The organism is Pseudoalteromonas sp. 13-15 (genome assembly GCF_001468205.2).
Classification (GTDB): domain Bacteria; phylum Pseudomonadota; class Gammaproteobacteria; order Enterobacterales; family Alteromonadaceae; genus Pseudoalteromonas; species Pseudoalteromonas marina.
In genome coordinates this window covers 2311842-2336169 of record NZ_CP019162.1, presented here as the reverse complement: position 1 = coordinate 2336169, position 24328 = coordinate 2311842, and the positions used below count along the sequence as shown (strand labels likewise).

At 41.3% G+C, this 24328-nt stretch carries 13 protein-coding genes and 3 rRNA genes; 9 read left to right on the top strand and 7 right to left on the bottom strand.

Annotated elements, in window-relative coordinates; translation table 11 throughout:
* Positions 1-20: 20 nt before the first annotated feature.
* Complete coding sequence (locus ATS72_RS10825; RefSeq protein WP_058430088.1) at positions 21-2099, bottom strand: TonB-dependent siderophore receptor; 2079 nt, start codon at positions 2097-2099, stop codon at positions 21-23.
* Between the two features lie 197 nt (positions 2100-2296).
* On the opposite strand from ATS72_RS10825, the gene dbpA reads away from it, so the two are divergent.
* Positions 2297-3685 (top strand): ATP-dependent RNA helicase DbpA, encoded by a 1389-nt coding sequence (dbpA, locus tag ATS72_RS10820; protein WP_033019133.1) that lies wholly within the window; start codon positions 2297-2299, stop codon positions 3683-3685.
* Positions 3686-3690: 5 nt separating this feature from the next.
* On the opposite strand, the gene ATS72_RS10815 is transcribed toward dbpA, so the two are convergent.
* Positions 3691-4266 carry a DNA-J related domain-containing protein gene (locus tag ATS72_RS10815; protein WP_058430089.1) on the bottom strand — a complete coding sequence of 192 codons (576 nt, stop codon included), beginning with the start codon at positions 4264-4266 and terminating at the stop codon, positions 3691-3693.
* 76 nt (positions 4267-4342) lie between these two features.
* Here ATS72_RS10815 and ATS72_RS10810 point away from each other — a divergent pair, with 76 nt between their 5' ends.
* A complete protein-coding gene (locus tag ATS72_RS10810) occupies positions 4343-7153 on the top strand; it encodes a tetratricopeptide repeat-containing hybrid sensor histidine kinase/response regulator (RefSeq protein ID WP_058430090.1) in 2811 nt (936 codons plus the stop codon).
* A gap of 67 nt (positions 7154-7220) precedes the next feature.
* Here ATS72_RS10810 and rho read toward each other — a convergent pair whose 3' ends face one another.
* The gene (rho, locus tag ATS72_RS10805) at positions 7221-8480 is read right to left on the bottom strand and encodes a transcription termination factor Rho (RefSeq protein ID WP_006792445.1); all 1260 of its coding nucleotides are present in this window, start codon (positions 8478-8480) and stop codon (positions 7221-7223) included.
* A 182-nt stretch (positions 8481-8662) separates the two neighbouring features.
* Positions 8663-8989, bottom strand: a complete 327-nt coding sequence (gene trxA / locus ATS72_RS10800) for a thioredoxin TrxA (RefSeq protein ID WP_006792444.1) — start codon at positions 8987-8989, stop codon at positions 8663-8665.
* 91 nt (positions 8990-9080) lie between these two features.
* On the opposite strand from trxA, the gene rhlB reads away from it, so the two are divergent.
* The 6 genes from rhlB to ATS72_RS10770 all read left to right on the top strand — a co-directional run bounded on the left by rhlB (position 9081) and on the right by ATS72_RS10770 (position 18480).
* Positions 9081-10358 carry an ATP-dependent RNA helicase RhlB gene (gene rhlB, locus ATS72_RS10795; RefSeq protein ID WP_006792443.1) on the top strand — a complete coding sequence of 426 codons (1278 nt, stop codon included), beginning with the start codon at positions 9081-9083 and terminating at the stop codon, positions 10356-10358.
* A gap of 43 nt (positions 10359-10401) precedes the next feature.
* A complete protein-coding gene (gene gppA / locus ATS72_RS10790; RefSeq protein WP_058430091.1) occupies positions 10402-11895 on the top strand; it encodes a guanosine-5'-triphosphate,3'-diphosphate diphosphatase in 1494 nt (497 codons plus the stop codon).
* Between the two features lie 520 nt (positions 11896-12415).
* Positions 12416-13951, top strand: a 16S ribosomal RNA gene (locus ATS72_RS10785).
* A 296-nt stretch (positions 13952-14247) separates the two neighbouring features.
* Positions 14248-17133: ribosomal RNA gene (locus ATS72_RS10780) — 23S ribosomal RNA — on the top strand.
* Positions 17134-17275: 142 nt separating this feature from the next.
* Positions 17276-17390 (top strand): 5S ribosomal RNA (gene rrf, locus ATS72_RS10775).
* Together the 16S, 23S and 5S rRNA genes form the textbook arrangement of a ribosomal RNA operon.
* Before the next feature lie 433 nt (positions 17391-17823).
* Positions 17824-18480 (top strand): nitroreductase family protein, encoded by a 657-nt coding sequence (locus tag ATS72_RS10770; RefSeq protein ID WP_010557628.1) that lies wholly within the window; start codon positions 17824-17826, stop codon positions 18478-18480.
* A gap of 48 nt (positions 18481-18528) precedes the next feature.
* Here the strand turns inward: ATS72_RS10770 and ATS72_RS10765 are convergent, their stop codons facing one another.
* From ATS72_RS10765 to uvrD, 3 genes are all read right to left on the bottom strand, one after another.
* Entirely contained in the window at positions 18529-19374 is an 846-nt protein-coding gene (locus ATS72_RS10765; protein WP_058429962.1) for a hypothetical protein, read from the bottom strand.
* A 100-nt stretch (positions 19375-19474) separates the two neighbouring features.
* Positions 19475-21547, bottom strand: coding sequence for a GNAT family N-acetyltransferase (locus ATS72_RS10760; RefSeq protein WP_058429963.1), 2073 nt, complete (start codon positions 21545-21547; stop codon positions 19475-19477).
* Positions 21525-23690 carry a DNA helicase II gene (gene uvrD, locus ATS72_RS10755; protein ID WP_006791383.1) on the bottom strand — a complete coding sequence of 722 codons (2166 nt, stop codon included), beginning with the start codon at positions 23688-23690 and terminating at the stop codon, positions 21525-21527. Before uvrD ends, ATS72_RS10760 begins: the two co-directional genes overlap by 23 nt.
* A gap of 312 nt (positions 23691-24002) precedes the next feature.
* On the opposite strand from uvrD, the gene ATS72_RS10750 reads away from it, so the two are divergent.
* Positions 24003-24227, top strand: a complete 225-nt coding sequence (locus ATS72_RS10750) for a hypothetical protein (protein WP_006791382.1) — start codon at positions 24003-24005, stop codon at positions 24225-24227.
* The last annotated feature ends 101 nt before the right edge of the window (positions 24228-24328 follow it).

The window sequence follows — 24328 nt, the reverse complement described above, 5'->3', positions numbered from 1 at the left end:
CTGGTAATTAAAGCGCTTAATTAAAAGCTAAACTGGGCAGCCAGTCTTACGTTAGTACCTTCACCTATTGTTACGTTATTTGTTCCGCCACCGGCTAGATAATCTTCATCAAATAAGTTTTCTATGTTTAGGCGTAAGTTAACATCGGTTTTGCTTACTTTAAGTTTGTAAGTTGCACCTACATCTACGCGTGTGTAGGCATCTTTAGTAATCGTGTTGGCACTATCTGCAAAGCGCTCACCTTCGTAAAATGCACCCGCATTAAATGCAATCGCGTCGTTTAATTCGTAACGAGTCCAAAGCGATGCAGACCATTTAGGGGCATCGGTAGGGCGCTTGCCTTCTAAATCTTCGTCACGCTCGTAATTTGCATCTAAATACATAGTCGATGCCATTACGAATAAACGGTCAGTTGCCGCACCTTGCGCTGTTAGTTCAACGCCTTTGTGGCGCTGTTCACCAATTTGGTTTGTTTCAGAGATTAAATCACCCACTGGTACATCAAGTGTTTCTGTAACTAGTGTGCCATTTTTACTAATGTCAAAAAGCGCACCACTTAGCATTAAACGATCATCAAACAATTGCCACTTAACGCCAATTTCTTTTTGCTCAGAGGTAACGGCGTCAAGCTTCATACCATTATTTATATCGTCTTCGTTTACAAGAGTATCGCTTCCTTGAGGCTCAAAGCCTTCAGAGTAACTCGCGTATATGGTAGCTGATGCATTAGGGTGATAAAGAACACCTACTTTTGGCACAAACGATTCATTATTTGCATCTTCACGTGTTTGCTTATCGTAGCGACCACCAAGCGATAGCTGCCATTGTGGCGAAAACGTGATTAAGTCTTGCACATAAATACCGTAATAGTCGTATTCTGTTTTGCTAATAGTGTCGTCAGTTTTGTAACTGACAGTTGGGCGACTTGGTTCTGCTTGGCCTGCTATAAAATTAAATGAATCAGCTGAGGTGCGACGCTGGCCATAATAATAATCAAGTGAGTTAGCACCAATTAATAATTGATGATGAACACCGGCTGTTTCAAATTCACCAATGAAGTCGATAAATGCTGTTTTAAATTGCCAGTCGTCGAATCGGTCGTACGGGCGAGACTCATAGCTGTCGCCTTCAACAAAATTACCCGGCTTACGTGGCGCTGACTCAAAACGTTGGCGCTCAAATGTTTGTTCGTTATAACCAAGTTTTACTTGCCAGTTATCGTTTAAAAACACTTTAAAATCTATGCCCGCATTTTCTACCGTTATGTCGGTAAACGCCCAAGACATATCGCGAATAGTTTTATCGTCGCCAATAACGTTTGCGTTGTCGTCTATCCATGCGCCGGTGTCTAAACCTGCTTCGTCGTCTGTGCGGTCGTAATGCACACGCACTAAGGCATTGTCACTAATGTCGTAATCAACAATAAATGCACCTAAAAAGCGGTCACGCTCGCGGTTTTCACCATTTTGGTATTCGCGCCAGTAATCAACATCTTGCTTAACTAAAATACCGCGTGCACGTAAATCTTCTGCATCCGTTAATGCTCCGCTAGCATCAAGCATAAACCGCGTTGAACCGTGTTGATCTACATCTGCACTGGCATTGAACAAAGTTTGTGCTGTTGGCTTTTTAGTGACCATATTAATTAGTCCGCCAGGGCCTGATTGACCATATAAAATGCTCGATGGACCTTTAATAACTTCTACTTGCTGTAAAATTTCAATGGGTTGTTGATAGTGCGACCAGTGCTGATGACCATCGCGTAAGTAACCCGTTGATGAGCTAAGTTCAAAACCACGTAAGTTAAATACTTCACGGTTACGTTGTTTAGAACCAGCCGTTAAGCTTGCATCGTTTGAAAGTACTTCACCTAGTGTTGTCGCAAGTTGTTCGTTAATAATAATATCGCTAATTACAGTCACTGATTGAGCAGTGTCGAGTAATGAAGTTGATGTTCTCATTGCACCATTTGCGTTATCTACTTTGTAGTCATTAAAGAAACTTCCTTTGACTTCAATATGTTCAAGGTCGGTAGAGTTTGCATATGTGTTTGTTGTTATTGTTGCTAATAGTGCGATGTAAAGTGAACTCAGTTTCATTTGATGCTTCCAGCTCATTATTTAAATAAAAAGTGAAGCGCAATCTTAATGAAAATAAATATCATTTGCAATGTGTTTTTATTAACAATGTTTTATAATGTGTTTGCTAATGGTTGCCAATAACGAATTCTGCTATTATTAGCGGCATATTTAGTGGGACTTTATCCTGCGTTATTTTTACTGCTATGGAATTTACTGTGACTTCAACTGCTTTTTCATCTTTGGCTTTACCAGCTGGACTTGTTGATAATTTATCGACGCTTGGCTACGCCCACATGACACCTGTACAGGCGCAAAGTTTGCCACCTGTACTTGAAGGTAAAGACATCATTGCTCAGGCAAAAACCGGCTCAGGTAAAACGGCTGCGTTTAGTTTAGGTGTGCTTGCTAAATTAAACGTAAAACGTTTTAGAATTCAATCGCTAGTTTTATGTCCAACACGTGAACTTGCTGAACAAGTGGCTGTTGAAATGCGTAAGCTTGCGCGTGGTATCCATAATATTAAAATATTAACGCTATGTGGTGGTGTATCAATTGGGCCGCAAATTGGGTCGCTTGAACACGGTGCACACATCATTGTTGGTACACCAGGGCGTGTAGATGACCATATTCGCAAAGGGACTTTACGGTTAGACGATGTAGAAACATTAGTACTAGACGAAGCCGATCAAATGCTTGATATGGGCTTTCAAGATACCCTTGATGCGATTATTGAATGTATTCCACAAAACCGCCAAACGCTTTTGTTTAGTGCTACTTTTCCACGCGCAATCGAAGCGATAGCAAAGCGTGTACTTAGTAACCCAGAAATGATTAAAGTAGAAGAAGAGCAAGAAAAAAGCACAATAAAACAATACTTCTACAAAATGGATAACAATAAACAACGCTATCCAACACTTAAGTTACTATTACTTAAATTTACACCACAAAGTTGTGTTGTGTTTTGTAACACCAAGGTAGAAACGCAGCAAGTGTGCGACGATTTAGCCGATGAAGGTTTCAGCGCCGTGGCATTGCATGGTGATTTAGAACAACGTGACCGTGAGCGCACTCTGATTCATTTTGCTAATAAAAGTGCGTCTATTTTAGTCGCGACAGACGTTGCCGCACGTGGTTTAGATATTGACGATATGGACATGGTAATCAACTACCATTTAGCGCATGACCCGCAAACGCACGTTCACCGAGTTGGGCGAACAGGCCGCGCGGGTAAAAAAGGAATTGCTTGCTCAATTTATGGTGATGCAGAGCAATTTAAAGTAGCGCAAATTGGTGATCACTATGAGCGCGACTTTGAGCCAGAGCCAATGCCTTCATATAATTTGTTGGACAAACCACCGTACAAACCAGAAATGGTCACTCTGATGATAGATTCAGGTAAAAAGCAAAAAGTGCGTGCAGGTGATATTTTAGGTGCGTTAACAGGTAAAGACGGTATTGCTGGGCGTCAAGTAGGTAAAATTAATGTTCTTGATAACGTCGCATTTGTAGCTGTTGAACGTAATGCGTCTAAACCGGCACTTCGTAAATTAACCGAAGGTAATATAAAAGGGCGCAAAATTCGTGCTCGTCGCCTAACGCGTTAATCAATTTATGAGCGAGCAGCCGGTTTAAGCTGCTCGTACTCTACTTTTATTTGCTTAAATGCATTCTCGCAGCCAGTAGGTTTGTCTGGGTGGTTCGCCAGTGCAAGCTGTCGCCAACGTTTTTGTAATTCTTTAAGTGAAAAATCATTTGTTAGCTGCCACTTTGCCAACAGTGCGTCAAAGTGATCTTCTGCTAAAGCTGGCGCGCTATTTACCCTCTTAAACTTTTGCCAAAAACTTGTGAGTAGCTCATTAATTTGCTCTTCGCTTGCTTCGTAATTCCCCCAGTCTAAATAATAATCTTTTAAGTTTGATTTAACCGTTGAAGGGCTTTCTATGTCTGTTTCAATAAGTTCTATATGAAGTGTTGATATTAAGAGGCTTTTAGGGTGAAGTTGTTCCTGTAGTTGATACAATGCATTCATAATTAAAAAATTACGCTTAAATAAATCACGTTCAGGGTTTTTATCAAGTGGCTTAATTGCGCCACAATTAATAAGCTCAGCTGCTAGGATATGAACTTGCCACACTTTTTGGGTTAATATTAAGTCAAATATTCGGTCAATCAGTGGGTTAAGCATTGTTTAGGTCCTAGTATTTAGTGTATCTTCAGTACAGATTACATTGTTACACGTAACAATTTGAAGGATTAAAATTATGCATGGCAAGCTCAAGTGCCTCTTATTCATTGTATGCAGTTTGTTCTATTTGCCAAGTTATGCTCAACAATCAGAACCATTATTAGAAGAGTTTAAACAACAACAACAATGGGATGCAAAGCGTGAATTAGGTAACGCTTTACTTAATAACCAACGTATTACAGCTCAAAGTCGTGCTGTAATATATGCAGGCCTTGCCGATACTGCGCTGTCGAGCGGCCACTTTAGCGATGCTTTTAATTACTTTAAATTATTAGAGCAAGAAACTTCTGGATCACTTCTTCCTAGCGAGCACTTTCGTGCAATTAAAATGCAAGGTGTTGCACTTTTTTATCAAGGCTTATTTAAACAAGCAATTACTCAATATAAGCGTGCACTTGATATTGCAAAAATTAATAACCAACCATTAGAACAAGCAAATTTATTGAATAATATTGGTTTAGCTTATTTTAATATGCATAAATTAGTAGCAACGCTTGATTACTACCTAAAAGCAAAAGAGATTTACGAAAAAGTAGGCAGTGAACAAGATAAAAGCGATATTTTACTTAATATAGCAGGCGTTTATATACGCTTATCTCGTTATGAAAATGCCATGAGTATTTATCAAGATGTGTTAAAAATTTTTCGTAAGTTAGATGATAATTTGGGTATTGCTTTGGTGCATAACAATATGGGGGTGGTTTATTTTGAAAGCAACCAGCTAGATTTAGCGATGCATTACTACCAATTAGCAACCCGTTATTACTTATCTGTCAATAATGTAAATAAGTTAGCGACTCAGTACACTAACCTTGCAAACGTCAATATCATTCTTAATAAAGTGGAACTAGCTTATGAGCAAGCGCAACTAGCGATAGAGTATTCACTTAAAATTGATAATAAAAACTTAGAGCTCACTGCACTGCAAACTCTCGCAAAAGTCCAGCTTGTTAGAGGGATGTTAGATGAGGCAAAAACGAATATTGAACGCGTTTTTGAATTACTTGAAGAGCATAGTAATGATCGCATTATGCGAGATGGACTTGGCACCCATGCTTTGATTGAAGCGAGCAGGGGAAACTACGAAAATGCAATGCAGTTGCATGAAAAGTACAATAACGAACTACGCAAATTAAGAAGTGAATCTATTGTTAAAGCCCTAGCAGTATTAGAAAGACAGTTTAAAGCCACACAATTAAATCAAGAAATTAAAGAGCTGAAACAAGACCGTAAATTACAAGAACTAAAAATGCATCAGCGTTCGCAGTTAACGGTGTTTATTTTTGTACTGTTATTTTTAGTCATAGTGACAGGGGTTGCTTTATACCGACGCGGCGCAGAAAAACGGGCAAAGCAATATTTAGCTGAGCAAGTGGCGCAACGCACAGCAGAGCTTCAAGCTGTTGCCCAAGAGTTAAGAGCAGCTAATGATGTTAAAAGTCAATTTTTGGCTAATGTTAGCCATGAAATAAGAACACCATTAACGGCGATTCTCGGACAAACAGACGACTTAATGAATGGTTTATACGAGCCTGAACAGCTAAAAGATGAGTTAGCTATTATTCAGCGGCATAGTAACCATTTAAAAAGTTTGATCAACGATGTACTTGATTTAAGTAAAATAGAAGCGAATAGGTTAGAGCTTAATGTTTCTTGTTTTGACATGGTTCAACTGGTTAACGATGTGCACGCAATGTTTAACCCTCAGGCAAAAGCAAAAAATCTCAGGCTTGTGCTTGAAAATAAGGTGGGCGATGAGTTTTACACCCGCCTTGATATAATGCGAGTAAAACAAATTCTCATTAATTTGTGTGCCAATGCTATTAAGTTTACCCAATCAGGGCAGGTATTAATTGCATTAAATAAAACAGAGCAGGGTATTGTACTGATTGTTAAAGATACCGGTATAGGTATGAACTCATCACAATTAAAGCTCATTTTTGAATACTTTAGCCAAGCAGATAACAGTATTAGCCGACGTTTTGGTGGTACAGGTTTGGGGCTTAGTTTATCGCAGCAGCTCGCTTCTATGATGGGTGGGTATATTAGCGTGCAAAGTGAATATAAAAAAGGAAGTCAATTTTCGTTCTTTTTACCTTGTGCGCAAGTTTCTAGTGATCAAAGCGATATTGGGCAAATAGAGCAAAATAAAGTGCAACTAAGCGGTACTGTCCTGCTTGCAGAGGATCATGCAGATAACCGTAGGTTTATTAGCCGTTACTTGCGTTCATTAGGGCTTGATGTAATTGCGGTAGAAAACGGTGAGCAAGCTGTAGAGCGTTGCTTACAAGAATACCCAGATCTTGTATTGCTCGACATTCAAATGCCTATAATGGATGGACGAGCGGCCTTTGAGCTATTGAAAAAATGTGGTTTTCAACGGCCAATTTTTGCGCTCACTGCAAATGCAATGAGTCACGAAATTGACGACTACCTTACATTAGGGTTTAACGGATACCTTGCAAAGCCATTGGATAAAGACTTATTTTATAAAACCTTGTCAGAAAATTTAGATCAAGTTCATTCGGATGAACCTAATGTACCAAGTGAGATAGATATCAGTGATTTAGTAATAAGTTTTAAACAAAGTTTTGGTTTAGAAAGCGAAAATATTACACAGCATTTTCTAAGTGAAGACTTTGACGCTTTGCAAAAAGATAGCCACCGAATATTAGGTGCAGCACAAATGTTCGCCTTAGAGGAAATAGCTTCAGCTGCGAAAAATTTAGACAGCGCCTTATTGCAAAAAGGCGAAAAAGATATGAAATATATTAATCAGCTTGTGTCAGAGCTCCAGGCTGTATTACACAAATACAATGAAACGTAAGTACACATTATAACAAATATAAAAAAAGCGCCCAGGGGCGCTTTTTTTTTGTATTACTTAAATGCGTTTATTGGCGTTTCATCGAATCAAAAAACTCATCATTGGTTTTACTCATTGATAGTTTATCGATTAAAAATTCCATGGCGTCAATCTCTGACATTTCATGAACGATTTTACGTAAAATCCATAGCTTTTGCAGCTCATCTGGCTTAGTAAGTAGTTCTTCACGGCGAGTACCAGAGCGGTTAAAGTCGATAGCTGGGAATACACGTCTTTCCGCAATTTTGCGGTTTAGATGTAATTCCATGTTACCAGTACCTTTAAATTCTTCGTAGATAACTTCATCCATTTTAGAGCCAGTATCGATAAGTGCAGTGGCTATAATTGTTAAGCTACCACCTTCTTCAACGTTACGTGCGGCACCGAAGAAACGCTTAGGTTTGTGTAGTGCATTAGCGTCAACACCACCGGTAAGTACTTTACCTGATGAAGGAATAACGGTGTTGTAAGCACGTGCTAAACGCGTGATTGAATCAAGTAAAATAACAACGTCTTTTTTATGCTCAACTAAACGTTTTGCTTTTTCGATAACCATTTCGGCAACTTGTACGTGACGAGATGCAGGCTCATCAAACGTTGATGCAATAACTTCACCTTTAACAAGGCGTTGCATTTCAGTTACTTCCTCAGGACGTTCGTCAATTAGTAAAACCATTAACGTTACATCAGGATGATTATGCGTAATTGATTGTGCAATGTTTTGCAGTAGCATTGTTTTACCCGCTTTTGGCGGTGCTACTAATAAACCACGTTGGCCACGGCCAATTGGTGATGCTAAATCAAGTACACGAGCAGTGATATCTTCTTTACTACCGTTACCACGTTCCATGCGGAAACGTTCGTTTGCATGTAATGGAGTTAAGTTTTCAAAAAGAATTTTGGTGCGAGAATTTTCAGGTTTATCAAAGTTAACTTCGTTTACTTTAAGTAATGCAAAGTAACGTTCACCATCTTTTGGTGGACGAATAAGGCCTGAAATTGAGTCGCCAGTACGCATACTGAAGCGGCGAATTTGGCTCGGTGATACATAAATGTCATCTGGGCCAGCTAAGTAAGAAGCTTCTGATGATCTTAAAAAGCCAAAACCATCTTGCAAAATCTCAAGCACACCACCGCCGAAGATATTTTCTCCGCCTTTGGCATGGGATTTTAATATGGTAAAAATGATATCTTGCTTTCTTAAGCGGGCTACGTTTTCGAGCCCCATGGACTCAGCTAAGTTTACAAGTTCTTTTATAGACTTGTCTTTTAATTCGCGTAAATGCATATTGGTGGGTTCTTTATTACAATTGTCATACTCAAAGTCGCTTTGATCGTTGAGTGAGGTTGGTTGAATATAACTAAGGATTAGTTGGCTTTATAAACTAGCAGCTCACTGGCATAGCGTCCAGTGTTTATACAAAATAAATTCAAAAAAAGGGCAAAAAGCCCTTTTTTAGTTCTAGTCTATTAGATGTTGTTATCTAAAAACTCGATAAGTTGTGTTTTTGAAAGTGCACCAACTTTAGTTGCAGCAACTTGGCCATCTTTAAAAAGAAGCAAGGTAGGGATGCCGCGAATACCAAATTTAGGCGGAGTGCCAGCATTTTGGTCAATATTAAGTTTAGCAACAGCAACACGACCGTCGTATTCATCAGCAACTTCATTAAGGATAGGGGCGATCATTTTACAAGGTCCGCACCATTCAGCCCAGAAGTCTACTAGTACAGGCTTGTCTGATTGTAATACGTCAGCTTCAAAGCTATCGTCAGTAATTTGGATTATTTTCTCGCTCATTGCGCTCTCCGATTTAGTTAGGCGAAATATTTAGTGCGTATTTAAACACTCTTGTTTCTTATTGCAAGTTTAAACGTTATGCTTAAACGCTATGACTAAGACACATTTAACCGATAAAAAGTTTTCAGACTTTGCTATCGCACCGGAAGTGGTTGCCGGTCTAACCGAGAATGGGTTTGAATATTGCACACCTATTCAAGCAAAATGCCTACCTTTTATTTGTGATGGACGCGATATTGCGGGCCAAGCACAAACAGGTACAGGCAAAACGTTGGCATTTTTAACTGCTACGTGCCATCGGTTATTACAATCTAGCAAAGCACCTAGTAAACATCCAAGAGCCCTGATCATGGCCCCTACTCGGGAGCTTGCGATTCAGATACACAAAGATGCAAAAATTTTAGCGCCACACTGTAATCTTAACTTAGGTTTAGTATATGGTGGCGAAGATTACGAAAAACAACGTGCACAATTAGAAAAAGGCGTAGATATTTTAATTGGCACGACAGGTCGTTTAATCGATTTGTACAAGCAAGGCTGTTACACCCTTAATGAAATTGAGGTTGTCGTGCTTGATGAAGCTGATCGTATGTTCGATTTGGGCTTCATAAAAGATATACGTTATATGTTTGATCGTATGCCAGATACGTCTAAGCGATTAAACTTATTATTTTCTGCGACTTTATCATACCGCGTGCAAGAACTTGCTTTTGAACACATGACCAACCCAGAGCATGTACAAATTGAGCCAGACGTAAAAACCGGTAAACGCATAAAAGAAGAGCTATTTCACCCTTCACAAGAAGATAAAATTAAGCTTTTATTAACGTTAATTGAAGAAGAATGGCCTGATAAAGCCATTGTGTTTGCAAACACTAAACACAGCTGTGAAACCGTATATGCGTGGTTAAAAGCTGATGGTCATCGTGTTGGTATGCTAACGGGTGATGTAAATCAGAAAAAACGTCAAAGCATTTTAGCGCAATTTAGCAAAGGCGAATTAGACTTTTTAGTTGCAACTGATGTTGCAGCGCGTGGGTTGCATATACCAGAAGTAAGTCATGTATTTAACTTTGACTTACCAGACGACTGTGAGGATTATGTTCATCGTATTGGTCGAACAGGTCGTGCAGGTGCATCAGGACATGCAATAAGTTTTGCGTGTGAACAATATGCATACAACCTACATGAAATTGAAGAATACATAGAGCACAGCATTCCTTTATCGCATTACGATAAAGCCGCTTTGTTAGACGATTTAACTAAGCCTATTATTCAAAGAAAGCGCAACTATTCAAATGGTCCTCGTAATCGTAGTAACAATAACGGGCGTCGACCAAATAATAGTTACCAAAAAGGACGGTCGTAATAGACCGTTTGTATAAGTAGTAGTAACTAGAGGTTTTTGAACGGTGGGGCAACTTATACCGCAAAAAAATGTATACGCAGTTATTGATTTGGGATCAAATAGCTTTCATATGCTAATTGCCAAATCAGTGGCTGGCGGTTTACAAACTATTGGTCGCGTAAAACGCAAGGTCAGGTTAGCCGCAGGGCTTGATAAAAATAACATATTAAGTACCGAGGCTATGCAACGAGGCTGGGAATGCCTCGCGCTTTTTGCTGAGCGTTTACAAGATATTCCAAATCAAAATATTACAATAGTAGCTACGGCTACATTACGCTTAGCAACCAATGCTGAAGTATTTAAAGCGCAGGCTGAAAAAATTCTTGGCCATAAAATCAATGTTATCAGTGGTGAATTAGAAGCGCGTACCATATACAAAGGTGTAGCGCATACTTCTGCATGTACTGGCAAACAGCTTGTTATTGACATTGGTGGTGCAAGCACTGAAGTAGTGATTGGTAAAGAGTTTGATGCACTTTTATACAAGAGCCTCAACATGGGGTGTGTTACTTACCTTGAGCGTTACTTTAAAGATTGCTTATTAACACATAGCAATTTCAATACCGCTATAAATGCTGCTCGAACTGTTATTGATAATATAGCTCCTGAATACAAAGCCGCAGGATGGCAAATAGCATCAGGCGCATCAGGTACAGTACAAGCAATTCAAGAAATTATGGTGGCACAAAACCTTGATGATCTTCTTACTTTAGAAAAGCTTAATTCAATAAAAGAGCAATCAATTGCATTTAAATCCATTGCAGCGTTAGACCTTCCAGGTTTAAGCGAAGATCGTCGATTAGTATTTGTATCGGGCCTTGCTATCTTGATTGCTTTGTTTGAATCGTTAGAAATTGAAAAAATGGGACTTGCAGGCGGCGCACTTCGTGAAGGTGTTTTATATAGCATGGTGCCAGAGTTTCATAATAGCGATATAAGAAAGCGAACAGTTGATGGGTTTATGAGTCGATACCATGTTGACCAAAAACAAGCATCACGAGTTTCTAGTTTGGCAATTGAGCTCGCACAAAGCATCAATGAAGATTGGCCAATTAATCACTTAAATGGCTTACCTCTGCTAAAAGCCGTTGCACAGTTACATGAAATCGGCTTACTAATAGAGTATAAGCAGTATCATAAGCATACAGCGTATATCCTAGAAAATACCGACATGCCTGGTTTTTCGCAATCAGAGCACAGGTTAATTGTGGCAGTAGCCGATGCACATCGTTCTGATATACCAAAAGACAGCTTTAACGCGTTAGGTGCAAACAACCTTCTTGCGCAGTACATTGTAAGATTACTTCGAGTATCCGTTATTTTGTCGATGAGACGACAGGACGATGTTCTGCCACATTTTGAATTAACCGCTAAGAATGAAGTTTTAACATTAACATTCGAAAATAACTGGTTAAAAGAACATCCATTAATGGCAAGTGAACTACAACAAGAGTCTAAACAGCAAAGTAAACTTGGTTGGAAGCTTCTCGTTCATTGAGTAAAAAGGCCCTTGTGGGCCTTTTTAGTGTTTAAAGTAACCGTTTCGATGAAAATATGCGCGAACGACACGTTTTTTCAAGTTTTCTTCAAAAAAGGGTTGATCTGTTTTCGGATCTCCCTATAATGCGACCCCACTGAGACGGCAGAGCTGGCAACGCTTAGCGAAGCAAGCAAACTACTTAGTGAGTCGAGTAAAACTTAAGTTTAGGTTTTTATAAAATTTAAAATTAAGTGTTGACAAAAATACAGGAAAGCGTAAGATTCGCTTCCCTTGAGTCGCTAAGGCAACTCAAACGTTCTTTAACAATATAAAGCAATCATCTGTGTGGGCACTCGTACAGATTGAGTTCTAACAGCCAAGTTACTTAGGTAGTGAGGCAAACAAATTAGAGTCTCAATTGAAACTGAGTGACCAACAGAATAATTACTTAGGTAGTTATTCAGCACAGTCAATTCAATATCGAAAGATATTAAATAAATTCAGAATTCATTGAGCTGTCGAAAGACACAAAACTTTTTAATTGAAGAGTTTGATCATGGCTCAGATTGAACGCTGGCGGCAGGCCTAACACATGCAAGTCGAGCGGTAACAGAAAGTAGCTTGCTACTTTGCTGACGAGCGGCGGACGGGTGAGTAATGCTTGGGAACATGCCTTGAGGTGGGGGACAACAGTTGGAAACGACTGCTAATACCGCATAATGTCTACGGACCAAAGGGGGCTTCGGCTCTCGCCTTTAGATTGGCCCAAGTGGGATTAGCTAGTTGGTGAGGTAATGGCTCACCAAGGCAACGATCCCTAGCTGGTTTGAGAGGATGATCAGCCACACTGGAACTGAGACACGGTCCAGACTCCTACGGGAGGCAGCAGTGGGGAATATTGCACAATGGGCGAAAGCCTGATGCAGCCATGCCGCGTGTGTGAAGAAGGCCTTCGGGTTGTAAAGCACTTTCAGTCAGGAGGAAAGGGTGTGAGTTAATACCTCACATCTGTGACGTTACTGACAGAAGAAGCACCGGCTAACTCCGTGCCAGCAGCCGCGGTAATACGGAGGGTGCGAGCGTTAATCGGAATTACTGGGCGTAAAGCGTACGCAGGCGGTTTGTTAAGCGAGATGTGAAAGCCCCGGGCTCAACCTGGGAACTGCATTTCGAACTGGCAAACTAGAGTGTGATAGAGGGTGGTAGAATTTCAGGTGTAGCGGTGAAATGCGTAGAGATCTGAAGGAATACCGATGGCGAAGGCAGCCACCTGGGTCAACACTGACGCTCATGTACGAAAGCGTGGGGAGCAAACGGGATTAGATACCCCGGTAGTCCACGCCGTAAACGATGTCTACTAGAAGCTCGGAACCTCGGTTCTGTTTTTCAAAGCTAACGCATTAAGTAGACCGCCTGGGGAGTACGGCCGCAAGGTTAAAACTCAAATGAATTGACGGGGGCCCGCACAAGCGGTGGAGCATGTGGTTTAATTCGATGCAACGCGAAGAACCTTACCTACACTTGACATACAGAGAACTTTCTAGAGATAGATTGGTGCCTTCGGGAACTCTGATACAGGTGCTGCATGGCTGTCGTCAGCTCGTGTTGTGAGATGTTGGGTTAAGTCCCGCAACGAGCGCAACCCCTATCCTTAGTTGCTAGCAGGTAATGCTGAGAACTCTAAGGAGACTGCCGGTGATAAACCGGAGGAAGGTGGGGACGACGTCAAGTCATCATGGCCCTTACGTGTAGGGCTACACACGTGCTACAATGGCGCATACAGAGTGCTGCGAACCTGCGAAGGTAAGCGAATCACTTAAAGTGCGTCGTAGTCCGGATTGGAGTCTGCAACTCGACTCCATGAAGTCGGAATCGCTAGTAATCGCGTATCAGAATGACGCGGTGAATACGTTCCCGGGCCTTGTACACACCGCCCGTCACACCATGGGAGTGGGTTGCTCCAGAAGTAGATAGTCTAACCCTCGGGAGGACGTTTACCACGGAGTGATTCATGACTGGGGTGAAGTCGTAACAAGGTAGCCCTAGGGGAACCTGGGGCTGGATCACCTCCTTATACGATTTAGAACTTATTTGTTCGTAGTGTCCACACAGATGATTGTTAATTAGTTAAGCCACTGGCTTAGTTAATTAATATGCTCTTTAAAAATTTGGAAAAGCTGATAATAAAATTCGTATGAATAACATTGTTATTTGTACAGAGTTTTCAAAAGTAAAAAAGAATGATAGCAGTATCATTCAGTGCCATTTAATCACTCTTATGAGTCGATTGATTGGTATCTACTTTAGTATTCAATATTAACTTCTGGCGAAGTTAAACTGTCACAAAACAAAGACCCGTTTGGGTTGTATGGTTAAGTGACTAAGCGTACACGGTGGATGCCTTGGCAGTTGGAGGCGATGAAGGACGTATTAACTTGCGATAAGCCTAGTCAAGCTAGTAAAAAGCACTTGAGACTAGGATTTCCGAATGGGGAAACCCACCTGCTTGCAGGTATCGTTAACTGAATACATAGGTTAACGAGGCGAACGCGGAGAACTGAAACATCTAAGTACCCGTAGGAAAAGAAATCAACCGAGATTCCGAAAGTAGCGGCGAGCGAAATCGGAACAGCCCTTAAGCTTATTATGTGTTAATGGAAGGCTCTGGAAAGTGCCACGATACAGGGTGATAGTCCCGTACATGAAAAGACATTTTAAGTGAAATCGAGTAGGTCGGAGCACGTGAAACTTTGACTGAATATAGGTGGACCATCATCTAAGGCTAAATACTCCCAACTGACCGATAGTGAACCAGTACCGTGAGGGAAAGGCGAAAAGAACCCCTGTGAGGGGAGTGAAATAGAACCTGAAACCGTGTACGTACAAGCAGTAGGAGCAGACTTGTTCTGTGACTGCGTACCTTTTGTATAATGGGTCAGCGACTTATATTTTGTAGCGAGGTTAACCGATTAGGGTAGCCGTAGGGAAACCGAGTCTTAACTGGGCGAATAGTTGCAAGGTATAGACCCGAAACCCGGTGATCTAGCCATGGGCAGGTTGAAGGTTGAGTAACATCAACTGGAGGACCGAACCCACTAACGTTGAAAAGTTAGGGGATGACCTGTGGCTAGGAGTGAAAGGCTAATCAAACCGGGAGATAGCTGGTTCTCCCCGAAATCTATTTAGGTAGAGCCTCGGACGAATACTTACGGGGGTAGAGCACTGTTAAGGCTAGGGGGTCATCCCGACTTACCAACCCTTTGCAAACTCCGAATACCGTAAAGTAATATCCGGGAGACACACGGCGGGTGCTAACGTCCGTCGTGAAGAGGGAAACAACCCAGACCGCCAGCTAAGGTCCCAAAGTCATAGTTAAGTGGGAAACGATGTGGAAAGGCCCAGACAGCCAGGAGGTTGGCTTAGAAGCAGCCATCCTTTAAAGAAAGCGTAATAGCTCACTGGTCGAGTCGGTCTGCGCGGAAGATGTAACGGGGCTAAACTATGCACCGAAGCTGCGGATTCATCTTAGGATGAGTGGTAGGGGAGCGTTCTGTAAGCGGTTGAAGGTGTACCGGGAGGTATGCTGGACGTATCAGAAGTGCGAATGCTGACATGAGTAACGATAATGCGGGTGAAAAACCCGCACGCCGGAAGACCAAGGGTTCCTATCCCATGTTAATCAGGGTAGGGTAAGTCGACCCCTAAGGCGAGGCCGAAAGGCGTAGTCGATGGGAAACGGATTAATATTTCCGTACTTGGTATAATTGCGATGGGGGGACGGAGAAGGCTAAGCAAGCATGGCGATGGTTGTCCATGTGAAAGTGAGTAGGGCGTTTGTTTAGGTAAATCCGGACGAACACTAAACCTGAGACACGAGACGAGCTACTACGGTAGTGAAGTTGCTGATGCCATACTTCCAGGAAAAGCCTCTAAGCTTCAGATTATACCGAATCGTACCCCAAACCGACACAGGTGGTCAGGTAGAGAATACTAAGGCGCTTGAGAGAACTCGGGTGAAGGAACTAGGCAAAATCGTACCGTAACTTCGGGAGAAGGTACGCTCCTATCTGTGATGAGACTTGCTCTCTAAGCGGACGGGAGCCGCAGTGACCAGGTGGCTGGGACTGTTTATTAAAAACACAGCACTGTGCAAAATCGCAAGATGACGTATACGGTGTGACACCTGCCCGGTGCCGGAAGGTTAATTGATGGGGTTATCTTCGGAGAAGCTCTTGATCGAAGCCCCGGTAAACGGCGGCCGTAACTATAACGGTCCTAAGGTAGCGAAATTCCTTGTCGGGTAAGTTCCGACCTGCACGAATGGTGTAACCATGGCCACGCTGTCTCCACCCGAGACTCAGTGAAATTGAAATCGCAGTGAAGATGCTGTGTACCCGCGGCTAGACGGAAAGACCCCGTGAACCTTTACTACAGCTTGGCACTGAACATTGAACCTACATGTGTAGGATAGGTGGGAGACTTTGAAGCAGGAACGCTAGTTCTTGTGGAGTCGTCCTTGAAATACCACCCTTGTAGTTTTGATGTTCTAACGTTGGCCCCTGAATCGGGGTTACGGACAGTGCCTGGTGGGTAGTTTGACTGGGGCGGTCTCCTCCCAAAGAGTAACGGAGGAGCACGAAGGTTGGCTAAGTACGGTCGGACATCGTACGGTTAGTGTAATGGTAGAAGCCAGCTTAACTGCGAGACAGACACGTCGAGCAGGTACGAAAGTAGGTCATAGTGATCCGGTGGTTCTGAATGGAAGGGCCATCGCTCAACGGATAAAAGGTACTCCGGGGATAACAGGCTGATACCGCCCAAGAGTTCATATCGACGGCGGTGTTTGGCACCTCGATGTCGGCTCATCACATCCTGGGGCTGAAGTCGGTCCCAAGGGTATGGCTGTTCGCCATTTAAAGTGGTACGCGAGCTGGGTTTAGAACGTCGTGAGACAGTTCGGTCCCTATCTGCCGTGGGCGTTTGAGAATTGAGAGGGGTTGCTCCTAGTACGAGAGGACCGGAGTGAACGAACCGCTGGTGTTCGGGTTGTCATGCCAATGGCATTGCCCGGTAGCTACGTTCGGAACTGATAAGCGCTGAAAGCATCTAAGCGCGAAGCAGGCCTCGAGATGAGTTCTCACTAGACTTTTAAAGTCTCTGAAGGGCCGTTGAAGACTACAACGTTGATAGGCAAGATGTGGAAGTGGTGTGAGCCATTAAGCTAACTTGTACTAATTACCCGTGAGGCTTAACCATACAACGCCAAACGCGTTTTGTGTGACAGTTAAGACAGAAGTTAATGAACTAAAGTAGATATTACTGACAGACTTAAAAAATATTATCAGATATTTTCCAAATTCAGTTAGTGCGTAGAAATACGGATTAACGCCCAAATTTGCTTGGTGACAATAGCGTTTTGGACCCACCTGATTCCATGCCGAACTCAGTAGTGAAACGAAACAGCGCCGATGATAGTGTAGCATTTGCTATGTGAAAGTAGGACATTACCAGGCTTCAAATAAGAGAAACCCGTTACAGCAATGTGACGGGTTTTTTGCTATCTGGGGTTTAGTAAAATAGCCTAGAGGCCCTGCAGAACTCGGTAGTAATACAAAACAGCGCGAAGGCGAGCCCCGACCAATGATAGCATCCCATTTGCTATGTGACTCTGCACCGCTGTGGGCACCACGACATTAACAGGCTCAAACAAAAGAGACCCGTTATAGCAATGTGACGTTTTTTTTGCTATCTGGGGTTTAGTAAATGGCCAAACTATACCGAACTTTTAGTACATGCTTACATAATAATTGAATGGTCGCCTAGGCTATTTTAATTATCAATATTTTCTATATAGTCTTTTAACTGTATTCACTATTATCAAAATGATCCTTTCCAATTAAACTAACTTCATAAAATATTTACTTAGTATAAGTTTTGGAGAAAAACATGGCTCATCAAATTATCAAAGATTTACACAATCGTTATACTGCTAAGCAATATGATTCATCAAAACGTATTTCTGATGAAGATATTGAAGTAATTAAAGAGGCTATTCGCTTGTCAGCTTCTTCAATTAACTCGCAACCTTGGAAGTTTATTTTGGTTGAAAGTGAAGAAGGTAAACAACGCTTACACGATACATTTGCTAACAAACACCAGTTTAATCAGCATCATGCTAAAGAAGCATCGCATACATTATTACTTGCTTATGATCCTAAGTTTACGAAAGAAAAATTTTCTAAGCGTGTTGATGTAGAAGTCAGCTCTGGTCATTTACCAGCAGATATGCGTGATAACTTTATGGGTGCATATGCGTTCGCTGAAATGAACACAGATGAGAAAGGTTACAACGGTAGTTGGACTAAAGCGCAGGTTTACTTAGCACTTGGTAATGTGCTGCATACATTAGCGCGATTGAACATAGCGTCGACTCCAATGGAAGGCGTTGACCCGGAGCTAATTAGTGAGAAGTTTAATGCTGAACTTGACGGTCATATTTGTGAAGTTGCACTAGCAATGGGTTACCCTAATACCGACGAAGACTGGAACCATGGTTTGCCAAAGGCGCGTTTAGCGGTAGAAGATATTATAACAACCGTATAGCATAAAAAACTTTATTAAAAAGCCGAGTCTATCTCGGCTTTTTTGTGTCTAAAATAAGCCATACGCTTCCGTATTTTCAGTTTCTACCTGTAGTTCAGTCGGCTTAAATATGGAACTTGGATCGATAAGCACACTATGATTTTCTGCCATTTTTATTAAGCCTCGCATCATACCTTTAGTTTGTGGATCTATATCAAAGCCTATATCAGTTAGCTTATCTAATGGTTTTATATCTTCTTTTTTATAATCTAGGCTGTCTTCTACTTTATCGACCAGCAACCCCACATGAGGGTTTATACCGTCTTTCGTTGTGAATACAATAATTGGTTTGTAATCCAAGGTTATTTGCTCTTGTGCTGATTCAAACAGTCTCTCTAACTGAGCAAGACTGCTACGTTTTATCTTACTAAGTAAATAGCTTACCTGTTTATGTTCACCTTGCCTGTGAGCAGTTACGGCTTGTCTAGCTTGTTCTAGTAATAATTCAAAAGGCTCATTAAAGCGTGACATAGTAAGTTTTAAATCAGGGTTGTCTGTATTGAACTCCTGGAAAAAAACAATAAAGTCTTGAAGCTCAGTTTCATTAATAACTAATTTTTCTGATTGATTTAAGAGGTTTTTTTCGAGTGTATTAAACCATTTGGTTTGTTTGTCTTGCCAGGATCTTAGCTGTTTTAAAATATGTTTGTTGCTTTGCTCTGTTGATATATTATTTAAGATAATTCCTAAATCGAAAACTGGCGTAGGGATATCCATATAATCTTTAACACCAATAAAGCTTTTGTTGTTGTTTGGTAGTGTTGTGAGATTATTATCAAAGCGCTCGGTTAATAAGATATCAAGTATTTTCAGTGAAATTGTTTTGGAGCCCACTTTAAAGTTTATTAATTCCATGCCTTTATCTTAATTTACCCATTAATGTATTAAGAATAGAACAAATCTACCAAATAGCTTAAGTAACTGTGGTAATTAATCATTGTATTAAGGGGGTGGGTTATTTGATGGCTTTAGCTAGTTTTAACACTGCTTGTTTAAAGCATGTTTCAAGCTCTTTTTTGCCTTGTATATTTAATTGCTCAATGACGTTTGTATCGCTTTCATTTTGCAAAATTAAGCTAATTAATAGTTGCTTATCACTTTGCGTTAAACAATTAACAACAGAGGGTGCCAGAGTTACAACTTGCCAAATAGTAGCTGTAATACTAAATCGAGAAAAGTGATTATTAAGTTGTCGTATTAAACGTTTTTTGATGTCTGAACTGATAGGTCTATCTGTAAACGAGGAAATAAGTACATTTACAAGCTGCCAATCAAGGTGTTTAAAGTGTGTGAGTAAAGCATAAAATATATCGGTTTGAAATTCAGCTTTTAATAGTTTCAGTGTACCCGTATTGTTGTTTAAACATTTCACAACGAGTGCTGAATGCTCGCTAGTGCTTTTATCTTTTTGATAACCCAGCTTTATAGTGCTAAACCCTTGGCTTTGCCAAAATTTTAATAGCTCAGCCGTAGCGCCAAAACTAGCACCAAACCAATAGCACTCATTACTTACTCTTGATTCGCAAAAACTCAGTAGGGCTTTACCTACTCCTTGACTGTGAAGATTAGGGGCAACAGCAATTCTTACTACTCGAGCAGAGAGTTGGGTAAGGCACTGGGGATCACTGCTTAGCTGCGAGAGAGTTTGTGCCATTAGGTGCCCTTGTGGGCGGCGTTCACCTTTAAGCACCTGCTCAGTTAGCTCGAGGGGTAACCCGCCTTCTATTGTAACTAAACACACCCCCACTAAGTGATTATGTGTTTGGGTTATGAACAATCGTTGTGAGGGTGCATCAAGTAGTTGGCGTAAATCGTTAACGCTACTTTGGTAATGTGCTAAGGCAAGTAATGCAATAACCTGCTCAAGTAACAGCTCGTCATTTGTGAGTTGTTGCTGAGTAATTTCACTGTGGACTAGCTTATTTAAGCTATTGCTTTGTATTTCTTCGTACTGTGCTTCGAGTGCGAGCAAAGTGCGTATATGGCGCTCTAGCGGGTCGGCTTTTGCAAACCTTAACGGTTCATCAAGTGTGATAATATTAGCGGCTTTATACTTTGCTTTAATGTACTGACTAAACCTAATTGTATAGCCTCTACCATTACCCTCATAACCTACTAAAGTACTTGCAAATACAATGCGCGGATACTGTTTTAGCATTTTTAATAACAGAGGAACTGGAATAGCTGCCGCCTCGTCAACAAGTAATAAGTCACACTCTGGCAACGAGTCTAATAATGAATCTGGAGCAATATACTGCAAATTAGCAAGTTGCTTACTTTTACCATCGAAGGGTATGTTTAACTCATTACTTAAATGTTTAAAGCTGCTATGAGTGGCTTTAAATTGTGTACTGCAAAGTAGTATTTTTTTATCGATAAGCTTGGCGGCAGCAAGTCCAAGCGCTGCTGATTTACCACGACCTCTGTCGGCATTAATGAGTAAAGGGCGATTGGCGCGACCATGAGCCACTTTAATTATATTTTCTACACAATGCTGTTGCGGTTCAAAATCTATTTTATTGGCAGAGCTTTCTCTGCTGATATTACCTGTACAGCCATGTAATTCACTAAAGTGATAAGCGGGTAACGATTGTACAACGCGGGCAATGCGTTCATTAAAAAAGCTATAGCTTACTTTATGCCCGTGAGACTGCACTGTGCTTAAGGCAGGATCTGACCAAGTTGAAAGTTCGCTTAGCTCTGGTAGCAGTAAATATAAAATACCGCCTGCTTTTACCGTACCTGCAATAGCTGCTAATTTATCAGGGTGCAAGCCACTAAAGCCATCGTATACGGCATGAGAATATTCTTGCCCTAAAATTTGATGAGTACGATTAGGCCACTGCGCGTTATTTAGTCTGGTATTTTTAGAAACGACGAGTGTGTTTTCAGTTTGAAGTAATTCACCTAACAGCTCGTAGCACCAAACAGTACTGCCAGTAATAAGCACTAGTTGGCGATGATGAGCGCCAACCAGTGTTTTTTCTAGTGAGTTTATGTGAGCTTTATACAGCTTGTAATCGTGCATAAGCCGTTACTAGCCATTTACTGCCAAGGTCGTCAAAGTTTACCTGTACACGCGACTGTGCACCGCTACCTTCATAGTTAAGTACCGTACCAATACCAAACTTAGCATGCAGTACACGTTGACCTAAGTTAAAGCCGCTGTCTTCAAAGGCGGCATGGCTTACTGATGCACTAAAGCGACCAGCTGCCGGTGGTCGCGAAACTTGCGTTTTAATACGAATTTCTTCAACGCAGTCTTCAGGGATTTCGCGTAAAAAACGTGAAGGACTATGGTACTTCTCTTGTCCATAAAGGCGGCGGCTTTCGGCATGGCTAATGTATAGTTTATCCATTGCACGGGTCATGCCTACATAACAAAGGCGGCGTTCTTCTTCTAAGCGGCCAGACTCTTCATTACTTTGCTGCGAAGGGAACATGCCTTCTTCTACGCCCACCATAAATACAAGCGGGAATTCTAAGCCTTTAGCTGAATGCAGAGTCATCATCTGCACGGCATCTTCGTGCTCATCGGCTTGTCCTTCGCCAGATTCAAGCGAGGTATAGGCTAAAAAGCCTTGTAGTGGTGAGCTAAACTCTTCTTCTTCAGGGAGTTCGTACTGATCGCAGGCACTTATAAGCTCTTCTAAGTTTTCTACGCGGGCACGGCCTTTTTCGCCTTTTTCAGCTTGGTACATAGCCATAAGGCCAGAGGTTTGAATTGTGTATTTAGCTTGTTCTTGTAGGGTGAGATCGCTAATTTTGTCTTCAATGTGCTCAACAAGTTCTACAAACTTTGTTACAGCGCCAGCTGCTCGGCCTGATAAGTGCTGTTGTTCAACAATAGCTTTAGCTGCGTACCAAAGCGGAAGTGACTCAGCACGAGCGCAATCACGTATATGACTTAATGTTTTATCGCCAATACCGCGAGCAGGAGTATTAATTACACGCTCAAATGCGGCATCGTCTTGGCGATTACCTACTAAGCGTAGGTACGATAGCGCATCTTTAATTTCTTGACGCTCGAAGAATCGCATACCACCGTAAATGCGATATTTTAAGCCTTCTTGCAGCATGGCTTCCTCGAGTACACGAGATTGCGCGTTACTACGGTATAAAATAGCGGCGTCTTGCAACGCGTTACCAGCATTTAACCAACTACGTAATTTGCTACTCACAAAGCGGGCTTCGTCTAGCTCGTTAAAGGCGGCATAAATTGATATAGGCTCGCCTTCGTTACCATCGGTCCATAAGCTTTTTCCCATACGCTCGGAGTTATTTTTTATAAGCGCATTAGATGCTTTAAGAATAGTTGCGGTTGAACGGTAGTTTTGTTCAAGGCGAATAGTTTCAGCATCAAAGTCAGTTAAAAAACGTTTTATGTTTTCTATTTTAGCGCCGCGCCAGCCGTAAATACTTTGGTCGTCGTCGCCAACAATCATTATGCTGCTTGTGTCGCCGGCAAGTAACTTTAACCATGCGTACTGAATGGTATTAGTATCTTGAAACTCGTCTACTAGCATGTGGGCAAAGCGCTGTTGGTAGTGGCGAAGTAACGTCGGGTTATTTTTTAATACTTCATAGCTGCGTAGCAGTATTTCAGCAAAATCGACCAAACCAGCCCTGTCACACGCTTCCTGGTAGGCGGCATATACACGCAGCATCATTTGCTCGTTTATATCATAAGCTTGAATATCTTTAGGGCGAAGTGCTTCGTCTTTTTTAGCGCTTATGTACCAACCAAACTGTTTTGCAGGCCACTTTTTATCATCAATATTCATTGATTTTAATAAGCGCTTGATCATACGAAGTTGGTCATCAGAATCTAAAATTTGAAAGGCTTCTGGTAAGTTAGCTTCACGGTGATGAGCGCGTAAAATACGGTGTGATAAACCATGGAAAGTACCAATCCACATCCCGCCAACCGGTGCTTTTAAGGTTTCTTCAACGCGGGTACGCATTTCTTTAGCTGCTTTATTGGTAAAAGTTACCGCAAAAATACTATAAGCTGATGCTTGTTCAACTTGCATAAGCCACGCGATACGATGAACTAACACTCGTGTTTTACCAGACCCAGCACCGGCCAACACCAGCATGTTTTGTAATGGGGCTGCAACGGCATCGCGTTGTTTGTCATTTAAGCCGTCGAGTAATTCTGAAACGTCCATCGTTACGCCTTTTTAATCAATATTGAGGGCAGTATAACAGGTGTTTTTGTTAGGCTAAATAAAATACTGTTTTTATGAACAGCTATTATAAAAATAGCCTCTAAAACCAATCAGCTGGATAGTTTTTGGCGTGGATAAGTGACTAAAATTAATAATAAAAATAATCAAATTGACCTATATTTAGTAAAAAATACCAAAGTAATTAGTGAGTCGTAATTTAACTAGCTGATTTTTAAGCTTTAATAAATTGGCATAAAGTGTGATAGTAAGTAGATAACTAAAATTTAAAATTAATTAACTACAGAGGTGAGTATGGCTGATCAAGGGTCTGGCGGTAATGTGATTGCTGCATTGTGTAATATATTTTTTCCTGGTTTAGGGCAACTAGTACAAGGGCGTATTTTAGCGGCTATATTTTTTGCGCTAGCTATTGTTATAAGTTACGCACTTATTTACGTACTCGTTGGTTTTGTATTAGTCCCTATTATTTATTTATGGTCGATAATAGATGCGGCACGATACCGCTCGCGAAGTTAGGTATTTAAACGTTTTACAAAAATAGCGCCCAATGGCGCTATTTTGTTTTTTAGGGTCGGCGTTACAGCTAATTTACGGGTATAATCGCGTTATTAACGTTT

What these genes read in the sequence shown, in the direction of transcription:
- ATS72_RS10825 (WP_058430088.1), bottom strand. Translation starts at nt 2,099, where the DNA reads ATGAAACTGAGTTCACTTTACATCGCACTATTAGCAACAATAACAACA.
- ATS72_RS10815 (WP_058430089.1), bottom strand. Translation starts at nt 4,266, where the DNA reads ATGCTTAACCCACTGATTGACCGAATATTTGACTTAATATTAACCCAA.
- ATS72_RS10810 (WP_058430090.1), top strand. Translation starts at nt 4,343, where the DNA reads ATGCATGGCAAGCTCAAGTGCCTCTTATTCATTGTATGCAGTTTGTTC.
- rho (WP_006792445.1), bottom strand. Translation starts at nt 8,480, where the DNA reads ATGCATTTACGCGAATTAAAAGACAAGTCTATAAAAGAACTTGTAAAC.
- trxA (WP_006792444.1), bottom strand. Translation starts at nt 8,989, where the DNA reads ATGAGCGAGAAAATAATCCAAATTACTGACGATAGCTTTGAAGCTGAC.
- rhlB (WP_006792443.1), top strand. Translation starts at nt 9,081, where the DNA reads ATGACTAAGACACATTTAACCGATAAAAAGTTTTCAGACTTTGCTATC.
- ATS72_RS10770 (WP_010557628.1), top strand. Translation starts at nt 17,824, where the DNA reads ATGGCTCATCAAATTATCAAAGATTTACACAATCGTTATACTGCTAAG.
- ATS72_RS10765 (WP_058429962.1), bottom strand. Translation starts at nt 19,374, where the DNA reads ATGGAATTAATAAACTTTAAAGTGGGCTCCAAAACAATTTCACTGAAA.
- ATS72_RS10760 (WP_058429963.1), bottom strand. Translation starts at nt 21,547, where the DNA reads ATGCACGATTACAAGCTGTATAAAGCTCACATAAACTCACTAGAAAAA.
- uvrD (WP_006791383.1), bottom strand. Translation starts at nt 23,690, where the DNA reads ATGGACGTTTCAGAATTACTCGACGGCTTAAATGACAAACAACGCGAT.
- ATS72_RS10750 (WP_006791382.1), top strand. Translation starts at nt 24,003, where the DNA reads ATGGCTGATCAAGGGTCTGGCGGTAATGTGATTGCTGCATTGTGTAAT.